Origin of the sequence: Pseudarthrobacter sp. (assembly GCF_036675385.1) — a bacterium.
In the GTDB taxonomy this organism is placed as follows: domain Bacteria; phylum Actinomycetota; class Actinomycetes; order Actinomycetales; family Micrococcaceae; genus Arthrobacter.
Window position 1 is genome coordinate 1 of the sequence record NZ_JAKFFD010000139.1, and the last position, 13,552, is coordinate 13,552.

Consider the following 13,552-nt stretch of genomic DNA (forward strand, 5'->3'; position numbering starts at 1 on the left):
GAGCAGTTCGTGCAGATGGGCCGGGACGTGGAGGGCCGCACGCTGACGCAGGCCGTCCAATGGCATGCAGAACACCGGGTCCTCCTGGACGGCAACCGGACAGTGGTCTTTAACTAAGCGGTCCCCTATTTAAGGTCGTTGGCCATGGACGCAGTTGAGAATGCACTGGAGGAACCGGGCAACGAGCAGCGCCTCGCCGAGTTCTATAACCGCCGCGCGGCGGCCGGCACGGAACATCCGCTTGCGCCCCAGCGGGTAGAACAGCGAGAGCGGTTCATCTCGCTGCTCAAGGCCGAGGGCCGGCACAACGTCCTGGAGATCGGCTCCGGCATGGGGCTCGATGGCCTGGAGTTCGTCCGGGCCGGCATCCATTACACCGGCGTTGACCTCTCCGAGGAGCACGTCCGCAGGTCCCGGGCGAAGGGCCTGGACGTCTCCGTGGCCAGCGCCCGGCAACTGCCCTTCCCGGACGGAACCTTCCCGGCCCTCTGGACCATGAGCACGCTGCTGCACGTCCCTGCCACCGATATCGACGGCGTCCTGCGCGAACTGGTGCGCGTCACGGCACCCAGCGCGCCCATCGCCGTCGGCCTCTGGTCCGGTGAGGATGAAGAGGTCCTGAACCCCGAGGACGACGTCGAACCCCGGTTCTTCAGCCGGCGCAGCGACGCGACGGTGCGGCAGGTCTTCGGCCGGCACGGTGCCATCGAGGACTTTGTCACCTGGCCGGAAGGCAACGGCGAGGAATCCGGCCCGGGCGCGGGGACCTGGACGCAGCACTACCAGTTCCTGATCCTCCGCACCCCTGCCTCTCCCAAGTGACGGGTATGTCCTAGGCTTGGCCCATGGCTCCTCTTCACACTTTCGCCGGGAACACCCCGGCCGTCCACGAATCCGCCTTCATCGCCCCGACGGCGTCGATCATCGGCGAGGCCACGCTCGCTGAGGACTCGAGCGCCTTCTACGGTGTGTCGGTCCGGGCGGACACGGCGGCCATCAGCGTCGGCGCCGGCAGCAACCTGCAGGACAACGTGGTGCTGCACGCCGATCCGGGCTTCCCCTGCAGCGTCGGGGCCGGGGTCAGTGTGGGACATGCCGCCGTCGTCCATGGCTGCACTGTGGAGGACGACTGCCTGATCGGCATGGGCGCCACCGTGCTTAACGGCGCGGTGATCGGCACCGGCTCGCTCGTGGCAGCCGGCGCCGTTGTCCTGGAGGGGACTATTGTGCCGCCTCGGTCACTCGTCGCCGGGGTCCCCGCAAAGGTACGGCGGGAACTCACCGACGAGGAGTTCGACGGCGTGAAGCAGAACGCCGCCCGCTACGTCGAACTGGCCCGGGCGCACCGGGAACTGCACGGCTAGTCCCACCTGCTCAGTCGAGGCTGATAGGCCCGATGGCGTCCAGGAGTTCGCCCGGACCGGGGTTGCCAACCGCCGAGGTCCCGCCCAGGTGGTTCACCACACCCCACACCGCGTTCAGGCCGGTGGTTACGGCGCCCTCGGCCCAGCCCGCGGTAAAGGACACGTCGTCACCCGCGAGGAAGATCCCGCGCTGGGATTCGGGCAGCTTGTCCTGCTTGAAATGCGTGAAGAGGCGCTGTTGGTAGCGGTAGTGCCCCGGCAGGTTCGCTTTGAAGGCACCCATGAAGTTGGGGTCCGCTTCCCAGGAAACGGTGATGGGCTGGCCCACGATGTGGCTGGCGATGTCCACGCCCGGGTAAATCTGCTCGAGCGAGTGCAGCATCAGCTCAACGCGTTCGTCGGCGTCCAGCGCCAGCCATTTGAGCGCGTCATCGTTCCACGTGTAGGACAGCAGGATCACGGCGGGCTTGTCCGGGCCGTCATCCAGGAGGTAGGTGGCCCTGTTCAACCGGTCCGTGAGGGTCATGGACAGGACCTCACGGCCGGTGTCCGGATCGATGTCCTTCCAGAACGGCCGGTCCACCATCACAAACGTCTTGGATGACTGCATGTAGTGCGAACGCTCGATCGCAGTCCACAGTTCGGCCGGGAACAGTGCCTCCTCGGTGTGGATGCGCGTGGACAGCAGCCAGGACTGGCACGTGGTGACCACGGCGGGGTAGCTGGCTTCGCGGCCCCAGCGCTCCCGGATCCGGAGGTCGCCGTCGGCATCGCGGCTGATCTTGTCCACGGCGCCGCGGGGTGAGCCGGAGTGAAGGGACGCCAGGGACGTTCCGTCGGGCCAGTGGGCCATGCCCGACGGCGCGTGCTGCCACAGTGCCTCGGGCAGCCGTTGCGCTCCCCCGCTGATGAGCCGGTGCTGGTCATCGGCGTCGGTGTAGACCACGCGGAGGATTTCCAGGATGGAGTTGGGGAAGTCGGTGTCCCAGCCACCGGTGCCGAAACCCACCTGGCCGAAGGCCTCACGGTGGGCGAAGCCGGCTTCCTTGAATGACTCGCTCCCGGCGATGAACCCGTAGAAGGTCTGCTCGTCCATGATCGGCAGCAGCTCGTTCCAGAGATCCTTGATCCGGCCCGTGTCCCGGGCCCGGATGGCTTCCTGCATTTCGACGAACTTCGCGCCGTCGTTCACGGCTGCCTTCCAGGCATCGGCCACCTCGCGGAAGAACGGCGGCAGGTCCTGGGCGGTCTCGGCGTAGTATTTCTGGCCCGTAAGTTCGATCACGGTGCTGGAGGTGACGGGCGCCAGCGGGTTGGGGAAATCCTGCGTGTCCAGCCCCAGCAGGTCCACGTAGTAGTAGAACGCACGCCCGGAAACCGGGAACCGCATCCCGCCCAGATCGGCCACCACGCCGGGAGCGGACGGGAAGCTGGCGGTGCGCAGGCGCCCGCCGATCTGGTCGGCTTCGTAGACGACCGGGCGCAGGCCCAGCTTCATCAGTTCGTACGCCGTGACGAGGCCCGAAAGGCCTGCCCCGACCACTGCCACCTCGGTGCCGTAGAGTTCCGGCGGAACCGCACCGAGCCCTGCCGGGTGGGCGAGGTAGTGGTCGTAGCTGAACGGAAAATCCGGGTTCAGCATGGTGATGGGGCCAGTCTGTGTGCTGGACGGGTCAGAGGCCGGGAGTTCGGTGGCGACGGTCATGAAAGCTCTGCCTTAGTTCGTTCGGGGGTGGACAGCGTTGAAGATTCCGGCCTGCTCAGCTCACGGTATTCCTCGTGGCTCAGCGCCGCTACCCTGGAGTTCCGTCGGCCGTAGCCGAAGTAGGCCGCCAGGCCCACCAGCATCCAGATTCCGAAGGTCACCCAGGTGTCGGCGCCGAGGTTGGCCATGAGGTAGGCGCACATCAGGGCGCCGAGGATCGGGGTGAGGGGGAAGAGGGGGACGCGGAAGGTGCGCTCGAGTTCGGGCCGCGTGCGGCGCAGGTAGATCACGGCCACGTTGACCAGGGCGAAGGCGAACAGAGTTCCGATGCTCGTGGCGTCGGCCAGGGCGCCAAGCGGGACCAGCCCGGCGGTGAGGGCGACGGCGATTCCCACCAGGAGCGTGCCGGCCGCGGGGGTGCCGGTCCGGCGGGAGACGCGGCCGAAGATCTTGGGGATGAGCCCGTCGCGGGACATGGAGAGCAGGATGCGGGTCTGGCCATACAGAACCGTGAGCACGATGCTCGCGATCGCGAGGACGGCGCCGACGGCGAAGACGAGGGCGATCCAGGGCTGGCCGGTGGTTTCTTCCAGGATCTTCACGAGGGCCGCTTCGGTACCGTCGAACCAGCCCCAGGGGCGGGCGCCGATGGCCGCGACAGCCACCAGGACGTAGATGGTGGTGACGATGACCATGGAGAGCATGATGGCGCGGGGCAGGTCGCGCTTGGGGTTGCGGGCTTCCTCGCCGGCGGTGGAGGCGGCGTCAAAGCCGATGTAGGAGAAGAAGACCCGGGACGCGGCCGCGGAGACTCCGGCGGCACCCATCGGCAGGAGCGGTTCGAAGTTGCCCGCGTTGAATGCGGTGAAGGCCACCGCGCAGAAGAAAAGGAGAATGCCCACCTTGACCACAACGATGGACGTGTTGATCCAGGCGCTTTCCTTGGCGCCCCGGACCAGCAGGATGGTTGCCAGCACCACGATGACCATGGCAGGGATGTTGACCAGGCCGCCGTCGCCCGGGGGCTGGGAGACGGCGTCGGGCAGGACCTGGCCGAACACGGCGAGCGCCTCGTTCACGTACTGGCCCGCGCCGACGGCAACGGCAGCGACCGAGACGGCGTACTCGAGGACCAGGCACCAGCCGCAGATCCAGGCCATGCCCTCGCCCATGGTGGCGTAGGTGTAGGAGTAGCTGGAGCCGGACACGGGGACCATGCCCGCCATTTCCGCGTAGGACACGGCGGACAGGAGCGCGGCGAACCCGGCGATGGCGAACGAGATCCAGATCGCGGGGCCTGCCAGCGGAACCGATTCGCCGAGGATCACCAGGATGCCGGTCCCCAGGGTGGCGCCGACACTGATCATGGTCAGCTGCAGGACCCCGAAGCTGCGGACCAGTTTCGGCCCACCCTGGCCGCTTTCCGCCTCGCTGACCATCTGCCCGATGGATTTCCGGCGCAGCAGTTGCGCGCCCAGCCCGGGACGGCCGGCCGCACGGCCCGTGGCCGGTCCGGAGAGTGTTGGCACAGTCATCATTGACGTCCGTTCGTGAGTAGTTGTCGGTTTCCCCACCCCAGCGTAGGGGTGTGAGCCGTATCTCAGGGATGTGCAAAGTGACCTATAGTGTTCAGGCATGAGACGTATTGCACCAACCATGAACCGCGCCGAACTCCCCTGCCCGGAGCCGCTCCGTGCAGCCTGAGGCGGCGGAGCACTTGGATGCCGTAACCCTGGGCCAGTTTCTGGCCGCGCTCCCCCGGGACCTCACCGTCCTGCACGACGCCGGGAACGCCGGCACCCCTTTGCGCTGGGTGGAGCCCAGCGAACTGGAGGATCCCACGCCCTACCTGCTGGACGGGGAGTTCGTGCTGACGGCGGGACTGCCGTTCAAGGACGACGGCGGCACGAAGGAGAGTGCCGACGCGTACGTGCGGCGGCTGGTCGGCGCAGGCGTCGCCGCCTTGGGGTTCGGCCTGCAGCCCTACTTCGACGCCGTCCCGGACCACGTGCTCTCGGCATGCCAAACGCATCGGCTCACGCTGGTCCAGATCCCCAGCAGTGTCCCCTTCGCCGCCATCGGCCTGGAGTTCTCCAAGCTCCTGGAGTCCGGCAACGCCCGGGTCTTCCGTCAGCTGGCGGACACCAACCGGCAGCTGATGCGGGCGGTGCTGTCGGCCAGGCCCGAGCATGAGCTCCTCTCCGCCCTGGCGCAGCGGGTCCCGGTATGGGCCCAGCTGTTCGGGGCGGACGGCCGCGTGCGGGCCCGGGCCGCAGCAGCCGGGACCGGCGGGACCGGCCCGGCCGCCGCCGTCGAGCCTTCCGCCCTGCAACCGATGCTGAAGCGGCTGCTGGCTGGCAACGGCCCGCGGGTGGAGACGGATTCCCTCCCCGCGAACGGTTCCGCCCTGGTTTTTGGCCATCCGCTCCGAAGCACCAAGGACGCCACCCTCGGGGCACTCATCCTCGGCACGGACAGGCCGCTGACCCCGGCGCAGAACAGCGTGGTGTCCTCGGTGGTGGGGCTGCTGGAACTGCTGGTACGCCAGCGCACCAGCGGCTCCCTGGCCCCGAGCCAGCTGGCGACGGCCCTCCTGCTGCACCCGGACAGCCTGGCCGCCGGCTCAACCCGGCAGCTGAACGTCCTCAGGGACCTCCTGGCGCAAAGCGTTTCCGGAACCCGGTCCGGTGCCCTCCGGGTGGTGCAGGGCATCCGGGCGGACGCCTCTGCGCCCGCGTCGTCGGACGGCCCTGTCCGGGAGCTGCTGCAGTGGCGCCGGCTGTTCGACACAAAGATGGTGGAACTGACTGACTACGGGTTCGCCGCCGTCACCCGGCTCAAGGTGGACGACGCGCTGCTTCATGAAGTGGAGGACCTGGGCTGGCGGCTGGTGGTGGGTGATCCCACGGAACTGGCAGGACTTCCTGCCGCGTACCAGCGTGCATCGTCGCTGCGGCCGCGCGTCCAGGCCAGCGGACAAAGTGTGCGCGTGGATGACGTCACGTGGTCGGTCACGGGGCTGCTGGGCCGGGGCGCCGGCACCATGCTTGCCGCCCGGCTGCTGGAGCCGGTCCTGGCGCAGGAGCCTGACCGGCGCAGCTCACAACTCAGTGTCTTGAAGGCGTGGCTGGGCGAAAACGGCAACTGGGACGCCTCGGCAAAGGTCCTGGGCATGCACCGCAACAGCGTGCGGCGCCAGATCAACGCCCTCGCCGAACTGCTGGCCATGGACCTTGGTTCCGCCCAGGTGCGGGCGGAGCTGTGGATTGCCCTGCAATACGTGGACGGGGTGGAGCCTCAGATGCCCCAGGACCGGTAAAGGTCCGGGCGGCGTTCGCGGAGGTAGGGCACCAGGCCACGGGCGTTTCGGGCGGCGTCAGGGTCCACCTTGGCGTACAGGATTTCGGTTCCCGGCCCGGCGGCGGCCAGCAGGGAACCGTCCGGGCCGGCGACGACGCTCCCGCCCAGGAATTCGCAGCCGTCCTCGGTTCCGCAGTGGTTGGCGTAGGCGATGGTCAGCTGGCTTTCCAGCGCACGGGCCCGGAGCAGGACCTGCGGAACGGTTTCGAAGCCGTGCGCCAGGGCCGTGGGCACCAGGAGCAGCTCCGCGCCGCCCAGCGCCGCGGCCCTGACTGTTTCGGGAAATTCCACGTCGTAGCAGATCACCATGGATGTCCGGAACCCGTTGAAATCGACGACGGCGGGACCCGCGACCGCGGGACTGAACGCCGCGCGCTCGTCATCGCCAAAGAGGTGCACCTTTGCGTAGGTGAGGAGCTCGGCGCCCGCGCCGTCCACCAGCGTGGAGGTGATGTGCCAGCTGCCGCTGTCCGTGACCGACGGCAGGCTGTAGACCAGCCCGATACCGTGGCGGCGCGCGATGCCGCGCAACGTCTCGCGGATGGCAGGGAGCCGGGCCGGGTCCAGCTCCGCGCGGAGCCGCAGCGGGGCGTAGCCCACGGGAAACAGCTCCGGCGTAACCAGGACTGCCGCGCCTTCCGCGGCAGCGGCGCCGGCCGCCGCATCCAGGGCGGCGCGGTTTGCCTCTATGTCGAGTACGCGGGCGTTTGCCTGCATCAGGGCCAGCAGCACTGTTACCACCTCACATGATCGGGACGGCCAATGCGTCCGCTTTTTTCCAGCCTAGCCACCGGACCTGAACGGCATCCGGGGCCAATTGCACCGGCCAAGGCCACAGGACGGGCGGATCGTCCCATCAATTTGTCTCATCCGGCAGACTCCTTGCGTTAACTTCTTGACTGCAACCGTAAAAGTAGGGCAGTCTTCTTTTCATGTCCGCCACACCGCGCTCGACGAGGAGCAAGCCAAAGAATCCGGGATCCCAGTCGGCCCTCCGGCAACTGAACCAGCAACGGATCATCGAGACCCTCATGAGCGGCCCGTCCACCCAGGCCGAGCTTGCGCGCCAGACCGGCCTCTCCACGGCCACGGTGTCCAACATCGTCAAAATCATGCAGGAGACGGGCCTGGCGTCAACCGAACCGATCACCAGTTCCGGCCGCCGGGCACTCAACGTAAGACTCAACAGCAACGGCGCGGTGGCTGTGGGAATCGACTTCGGCCGACGGCACCTGCGCGTGGTTCTGGCATCCCTGAGCTACCACGTGATCGCCGAGGAATCCGTCCTGCTGCCCCTCGGCCACCAGGCCGAGGAAGGCATCCGGGCCGCCGTCGCACTGCTGGACAAACTGCTACAGCAAAGCGGCGTGGACCGGACCCTGGTGGTGGGCGCCGGCGTCGGAATTCCCGGCCCCATCGACCGCCGGACCGGCACCGTGGCGCAGGGCGCCATCCTCCCGGAATGGGTGGGAATCAACATCCTTCACCATCTGGAGGAAACCCTCAAAATACCCGTATTCGTTGACAACGACGCCAATCTTGGCGCTTGGTCCGAGGTTACGTGGGGACCGCATTCAGGCGTGAGCAACCTGATGTTCCTCAAGATCGGATCGGGCATCGGCGCCGGCCTGATCCTCAACGGCGCGCCCTACTACGGCACCGTTGGCATTACCGGCGAAATCGGCCATGCAACGATCCACGAGCACGGGCTCGTGTGCCGCTGCGGCAACCGTGGCTGCCTGGAAACCATTGCCTCCACCACCACCATGATTGAGCTGCTGGGCCGCGGGGAAGACCCACCCCTCACACCTGCGGACATCGTGCGCAAAGCCCTGGCGCGCGACTCCGCAACACTCAGGGTGGTGGACGATGCAGGCCTGGCCGTTGGGCGTGCCCTGGGCAACGTAGCGAACCTGATCAACCCTGAAGTGATCGTGGTGGGCGGCCCTCTTGCGGGCCTGGGCGACCTGCTGCTCGACCCCATCCGGCGGGGGCTTATCCGTCATGCAGTGCCGGTGATCGGCGAGACCACCACGCTGACGATGTCCTCGCTTGGGGACCGCGCAGAGGCTTTGGGAGCGGCCGCACTGGTGTTCCAGCATGCCGGGATCCGGCGTGCGTAGCCGTTTCGTTACCCCGGTAATTGCGTTAAAGACTTGACGACAACCCGTGTGATCCAGTTTACTTTTTCATCAGACGACCCTGCGCTTTGCTGGGCGGACAAAGAAGTCATGCATTGGAGGCGTAAGGACAAATGTCGTCCCACACCACGCACACTGACCCGGTCATCCTCGAGATGCGCTCAATTACCAAGGAATTTCCCGGCGTCAAGGCTTTGGCGGATGTAAGCCTCCGGGTCAAGGCCGGCGAGATCCACGCAATCTGCGGCGAAAACGGCGCTGGCAAGTCCACGCTGATGAAGGTGCTTTCGGGCGTCTACCCGTACGGCAGCTACGACGGCGACATCGTGTACCAGAGCGAGGTCCAGCAGTTCAAGGACATCCGCGCCAGCGAGCACGCCGGCATTGTGATCATCCACCAGGAGCTGGCCCTGATCCCGGAACTGTCCATCATGGAGAACATCTTCCTGGGCAACGAACCGACCAAACGCGGCGTCATCAACTGGGCGGAGGCCCGGCAGCGGTCCACGGAGCTACTGGCCCGGGTGGGCCTCAGGGAAGACCCGGACACCCCCATCAAGGAGATCGGCGTCGGCAAGCAGCAGCTGGTGGAGATCGCCAAGGCCCTGAACAAGTCGGTCAAGATCCTCATTCTGGACGAGCCCACCGCTGCGCTCAACGAATCCGATTCCCAGCATCTCCTGGACCTGATGCTCGGCCTCAAGGGCAAAGGCATCACCTCGATCATCATTTCCCACAAGCTCAATGAGATTGAGCAGATCGCCGATTCCATCACCATCATCCGGGACGGCAAGGCGATCGAAACGCTCGACGTCAAGGCCGACGGCGTCGACGAGGACCGCATCATCAAGGGCATGGTGGGCCGGGCCCTCGAGTCCCGCTTTCCTGACCACACGCCGAAGATCGGCGAGGTGTTCTTCGAAGTCAAGGACTGGTCCGTGGGCCACCCCGCCATCCAGGACAGGCTTGTCTGCAAGGGCTCCAACTTCTTCGTACGCCGCGGGGAAATTGTGGGATTCGCCGGGCTGATGGGTGCCGGCCGCACCGAGCTGGCCAGGTCTGTCTTCGGCCGCTCGTACGGACGGTTCATCAATGGCCACATCTACAAAGACGGCAAGGAAGTCGTCCTCAAAAACGTTCGGCAGGCGATTGACGCCGGACTGGGTTATGTGACGGAGGACCGAAAGTCCCTGGGCCTGAACCTGCTCGATGACATCAAGGCCACCACCGTTTCAGCGAACCTCAAGAAGATCAGCCGAAACAGCGTGGTGGACACTGCCAAGGAATTCGCAGTAGCCGAGCAGTACCGCAAGGCACTGCGTACCAAGACGCCCTCCGTGGAGGAAGGCGTCGCCAAGCTCTCGGGCGGCAACCAGCAGAAGGTGGTCCTGGCGAAGTGGATGTTCACGGACCCGGACCTCCTCATCCTGGATGAACCGACGCGGGGCATCGATGTGGGCGCCAAGTACGAGATCTACGGCATCATCCAGCAGTTGGCCAACCAGGGCAAGGGCGTCGTGGTCATCTCTTCCGAGCTGCCCGAGCTGCTGGGTCTTTCCGACCGCATCTACACCATCTTCGAGGGCGCCATCACCGGCGTCCTGAACAAAGAGGAAGCGAGCCAGGAAAGCCTCATGAAGCTGATGACCTCCGCCCGCAAGGCCGCCTGACCCTCTGGAATCCTCCAGATCCTTCCAGATACAAGGACTGAAACAATGAACGCGCTTAAGAAGCTTTTTGGCGGCAACACCCGCCAATTCGGGATGATTTTCGCTCTGGTCGCGCTGATCATCTTCTTCCAATTCACCACAGAGGGCCGCACGCTCACGCCGGGCAACGTCATCAACCTCTTCAATGGCAACTCGTACATCCTCATCCTCGCCATCGGCATGGTGCTGGTCATCATCGCCGGTCACATCGACCTCTCCGTAGGATCCGTGGCCGCGTTTGTGGGCGTGACAGTGGCCCTGGCCATCCGCGACTGGGGTATCCCCTGGTACGCCGGAGTGCTCCTCGGCCTGCTGCTCGGTGCGCTGATCGGAGCCTGGCAGGGTCTATGGACGGCGTACGTGGGCATTCCCGCGTTCATCGTCACCCTGGCCGGCATGCTGCTGTTCCGCGGCTTCAACCAGTTCGTGGGCAAGTCCAACACCATCCCGGTACCCAATGACTTCCAGTACCTGGGTTCCGGCTACCTTCCTGAGGTTGGGCCCAGCACCGGATACAACAACCTCACCCTGCTGATCGGCCTCGCTGCAGTCACCTTCGTGATCTTCAGCGAAATCCGCCGCCGCCGGACCGCGAAGGTGCTGGGCGCCGAAGTGGCAGAGACCTGGGTGGTCGTCCTGAAGCTTGTCCTGGTCTGCGCGGCCATCCTGTACGCCACGTACCTCTTTGCCACCGGCCGTCCGGGCACGTCCTTCCCCATCCCCGGCCTGATCCTCGCCGTCCTGGTCCTGATTTACGGTTTCGTCTCCTCCAAGACCGTGGTGGGTCGCCACATTTACGCCGTGGGCGGCAACCGGCATGCAGCCGAACTCTCCGGCGTCCAGTCCAAGAAGGTCAACTTCCTGGTCATGATGAACATGTCCATCCTGGCCGGCCTCGCGGGCATGATCTTCGTGGGCCGCTCCACCGCTTCGGGCCCGTTCGACGGCGTCGGCTGGGAACTGGACGCCATCGCCGCAGTCTTCATCGGCGGCGCGGCCGTGACAGGCGGCGTGGGCACCGTGATCGGTTCCATCATCGGTGGCCTGGTCATGGCAGTCCTGAACAACGGCCTGCAGCTCCTCGGCGTCGGCGCCGACCTCACCCAGATCATTAAGGGCCTGGTCCTGCTGATCGCCGTGGCGTTCGACGTCTACAACAAGTCTCAGGGCAAGCGGTCCATCATCGGACTGATGATGCAGAACTTCAACCGTCCAACCGGCGGGCCCGGCACAACCCTGCAGCCCGACGAAACCACCTCCACCAAGGAAACGATCGCCAGGGAAGCCTGAGCGATTCAGGTTCCGGAACCAATACCCCCAAAGAGAAAGTGGACCAAGAAATGCGAATGATTGGTAAAGCAGGAAAGGCAGCAGCGATAGCTGCAATCGCAGCACTGGCGCTGACGGCCTGCGGACGGGCCGAACCCGGCACCACCAGCACCACCGGAGCCGGCGGCTTCGAGAAGAACTCCTCCATCGGCGTCGCGCTTCCCCAGAAGACCAGCGAAAACTGGGTACTGGCGGAGAAGCTGTTCAACGACGGGCTCTCCAGCGCAGGCTTCAAGCCCGACGTGCAGTTCGCCAACGGCGGCGTCTCCGAGCAGCAGAACCAGATCAGTGCCATGATTACCAAGGGCGCCAAGGTCATCATTGTCGGTGCCATCGACGGCGCCCAGCTGGGCACCCAGCTGAAGCAGGCGAAGGACTCCGGCGCGACGATCATTGCCTATGACCGGCTGCTGCTCAACACCGAGAACGTGGACTACTACGTGGCCTACGACAACTTCAAGGTGGGCGTGCTGCAGGGCCAGGCGCTGCTCGACGGAATGAAGGCCAAGAAACCGACCGGCCCTTACAACATCGAGCTCTTCGCCGGTTCACCGGATGATGCCAACGCGAAGGTCTTCTTTGACGGTGCCATGAGCATCCTGAAGCCCAAGATCGACGACGGCACGCTGAAGGTACTCTCCGGCCAGGCCAGCTTCGAACAGGCCGTCACCCAGGGCTGGAAGGCTGAGAACGCCCAGCGCCGCGCCGACACCCTGCTGACCGGTTCCTATGGAAGCGCTTCGCTGGACGGCGTCCTTTCACCGAACGACACCTTGGCCCGCGCTGTCCTGACTTCGGTCAAGGCCGCCGGCAAGCCGCTGCCCATCATCACCGGCCAGGACTCGGAAGTTGAATCCGTCAAGTCCATCCTTGCCGGCGAGCAGTACTCCACCATCAACAAGGACACCCGCAAGCTCGTTGAGCACGCGATCGTGATGGTCAAGGATCTCCAAGCCGGCAAGAAGCCTGAGATCAACGACGACAAGTCCTACAACAACACGGTGAAGACCGTACCCGCCTTCCTGCTGCCGCCGGTCATCGTGACCGCCGCCAACGTGAAGACGGCCTACGTGGACGATCCGGTACTGGGCCCGCTGACCAAGTAACGCGGTCCACGTAACGCGGTCCAAGTAACGCGGTCCGCCGGTCACCACCGGTTAAGTCGAATGCCCCGGCTCCCCACAGGGAGCCGGGGCATTCCGCGTTCCAACGCTCTCTCACTTGATGCACGCTCTTCACTAACGCTCTCTCACTGCCCGCCGCGTTTCACAGCTGAAACACAGCTTCGTCCGTCGTCCTGCACAGGCCCGGACGCGAGGGTAGGAGCAGATGCCGGCCTTCCGCCGGCCCCAGATCTTAGGAGTACCGTGAGCGTCCTTGCCCGGAGTGTTGGCAACGCCTTCAGAAACAAGGTCCGAACAGCTGCGGTGGTGGCAGTCCTGGCCGTCGCGATCGGACTTGCCCTGGCCATGCTGGTGGCCAACCAGGCCGTCGGAGCCAAAGTCCAGGAGCTGAACGCGTCCGTCGGGACCGTCCTGACCGTCAACCCTGCCGGCGGCCAAGGCTTCGAAGGCGGCGGCGAGCCGCTGACCGCCGAGCAGGCAGCAACCGCAGCTGCCGTCCCCAACGTAACCTCCGTCGTCGGCACCAGTTCACTCCGGCTGCGGAACGCGGCCGAAGCGGCAGCGCAGACGGCGGCCGGCACGCAGGCTGGCCCCGGCGGCGGCCAGGGCGGGCCCGGCGGACAGAACGCCACCACCTTGACCACCAGCCTCACCGCAGCCATCGACGCCGGCACACTCGGCGGCCGTAACCAGGCCGCGAACGGCACCACGGGAACTACCACGCAGCCGGTGCGCTCGCTTCCCATCACCGCGACGGGAATCGGCGGCGAGATGGACAGCACCGGCAAGGCCCTGACCATCACCGAAGGCACTGGGCTGG

General features: G+C 65.8%; 10 protein-coding genes and 2 pseudogenes. 9 read left to right on the forward strand and 3 right to left on the reverse strand.

Going from position 1 to position 13,552, the window contains the following annotated elements; genetic code table 11:
- The 3 genes and pseudogenes from purU to V6M49_RS10780 form a co-directional block, all read left to right on the forward strand.
- Nucleotides 1–117, forward strand: a pseudogene (purU, locus tag V6M49_RS10770) (formyltetrahydrofolate deformylase); the annotation flags it as partial.
- Between the two features lie 27 nt (nucleotides 118–144).
- Entirely contained in the window at nucleotides 145–822 is a 678-nt protein-coding gene (locus V6M49_RS10775; RefSeq protein ID WP_332761105.1) for a class I SAM-dependent methyltransferase, read from the forward strand.
- 23 nt (nucleotides 823–845) lie between these two features.
- Nucleotides 846–1,364, forward strand: a complete 519-nt coding sequence (locus tag V6M49_RS10780) for a gamma carbonic anhydrase family protein (RefSeq protein WP_332761106.1) — start codon at nucleotides 846–848, stop codon at nucleotides 1,362–1,364.
- Nucleotides 1,365–1,374: 10 nt separating this feature from the next.
- Here V6M49_RS10780 and V6M49_RS10785 read toward each other — a convergent pair whose 3' ends face one another.
- Complete coding sequence (locus tag V6M49_RS10785) at nucleotides 1,375–3,069, reverse strand: flavin monoamine oxidase family protein (RefSeq protein WP_332761107.1); 1,695 nt, start codon at nucleotides 3,067–3,069, stop codon at nucleotides 1,375–1,377.
- Nucleotides 3,066–4,604 carry an amino acid permease gene (locus tag V6M49_RS10790; RefSeq protein ID WP_332761108.1) on the reverse strand — a complete coding sequence of 513 codons (1,539 nt, stop codon included), beginning with the start codon at nucleotides 4,602–4,604 and terminating at the stop codon, nucleotides 3,066–3,068. Before V6M49_RS10790 ends, V6M49_RS10785 begins: the two co-directional genes overlap by 4 nt.
- A gap of 158 nt (nucleotides 4,605–4,762) precedes the next feature.
- Between V6M49_RS10790 and V6M49_RS10795 the strand changes: the two genes are divergently transcribed.
- Nucleotides 4,763–6,388, forward strand: coding sequence for a PucR family transcriptional regulator ligand-binding domain-containing protein (locus V6M49_RS10795; RefSeq protein WP_442959716.1), 1,626 nt, complete (start codon nucleotides 4,763–4,765; stop codon nucleotides 6,386–6,388).
- Here V6M49_RS10795 and V6M49_RS10800 read toward each other — a convergent pair.
- Nucleotides 6,367–7,161: a carbon-nitrogen hydrolase family protein gene (locus V6M49_RS10800; protein ID WP_332761110.1), complete on the reverse strand. Its 795-nt coding sequence runs from the start codon at nucleotides 7,159–7,161 to the stop codon at nucleotides 6,367–6,369. The genes V6M49_RS10795 and V6M49_RS10800 overlap by 22 nt on opposite strands.
- Before the next feature lie 200 nt (nucleotides 7,162–7,361).
- Between V6M49_RS10800 and V6M49_RS10805 the strand changes: the two genes are divergently transcribed.
- The 5 genes and pseudogenes from V6M49_RS10805 to V6M49_RS10825 form a co-directional block, all read left to right on the forward strand.
- The gene (locus V6M49_RS10805) at nucleotides 7,362–8,552 is read left to right on the forward strand and encodes an ROK family transcriptional regulator (protein ID WP_141139819.1); all 1,191 of its coding nucleotides are present in this window, start codon (nucleotides 7,362–7,364) and stop codon (nucleotides 8,550–8,552) included.
- A 131-nt stretch (nucleotides 8,553–8,683) separates the two neighbouring features.
- On the forward strand, nucleotides 8,684–10,240 hold the full coding sequence (gene mmsA / locus V6M49_RS10810) for a multiple monosaccharide ABC transporter ATP-binding protein (RefSeq protein WP_141139818.1): 1,557 nt from the start codon (nucleotides 8,684–8,686) through the stop codon (nucleotides 10,238–10,240).
- Nucleotides 10,241–10,285: 45 nt separating this feature from the next.
- Entirely contained in the window at nucleotides 10,286–11,569 is a 1,284-nt protein-coding gene (gene mmsB, locus V6M49_RS10815) for a multiple monosaccharide ABC transporter permease (RefSeq protein ID WP_056347237.1), read from the forward strand.
- A 50-nt stretch (nucleotides 11,570–11,619) separates the two neighbouring features.
- Nucleotides 11,620–12,714 (forward strand): sugar-binding protein, encoded by a 1,095-nt coding sequence (locus tag V6M49_RS10820; protein ID WP_332761111.1) that lies wholly within the window; start codon nucleotides 11,620–11,622, stop codon nucleotides 12,712–12,714.
- A 261-nt stretch (nucleotides 12,715–12,975) separates the two neighbouring features.
- A pseudogene (locus tag V6M49_RS10825) lies at nucleotides 12,976–13,552 on the forward strand (ABC transporter permease); the annotation flags it as partial.

Excerpts from the sequence above, each read along its gene's own strand:
- V6M49_RS10805 (WP_141139819.1), top strand. The coding sequence starts at position 7,362 with ATGTCCGCCACACCGCGCTCGACGAGGAGCAAGCCAAAGAATCCGGGA.
- V6M49_RS10820 (WP_332761111.1), top strand. The coding sequence starts at position 11,620 with ATGCGAATGATTGGTAAAGCAGGAAAGGCAGCAGCGATAGCTGCAATC.
- V6M49_RS10780 (WP_332761106.1), top strand. The coding sequence starts at position 846 with ATGGCTCCTCTTCACACTTTCGCCGGGAACACCCCGGCCGTCCACGAA.
- V6M49_RS10785 (WP_332761107.1), bottom strand. The coding sequence starts at position 3,069 with ATGACCGTCGCCACCGAACTCCCGGCCTCTGACCCGTCCAGCACACAG.
- mmsA (WP_141139818.1), top strand. The coding sequence starts at position 8,684 with ATGTCGTCCCACACCACGCACACTGACCCGGTCATCCTCGAGATGCGC.
- V6M49_RS10775 (WP_332761105.1), top strand. The coding sequence starts at position 145 with ATGGACGCAGTTGAGAATGCACTGGAGGAACCGGGCAACGAGCAGCGC.
- V6M49_RS10790 (WP_332761108.1), bottom strand. The coding sequence starts at position 4,604 with ATGACTGTGCCAACACTCTCCGGACCGGCCACGGGCCGTGCGGCCGGC.
- mmsB (WP_056347237.1), top strand. The coding sequence starts at position 10,286 with ATGAACGCGCTTAAGAAGCTTTTTGGCGGCAACACCCGCCAATTCGGG.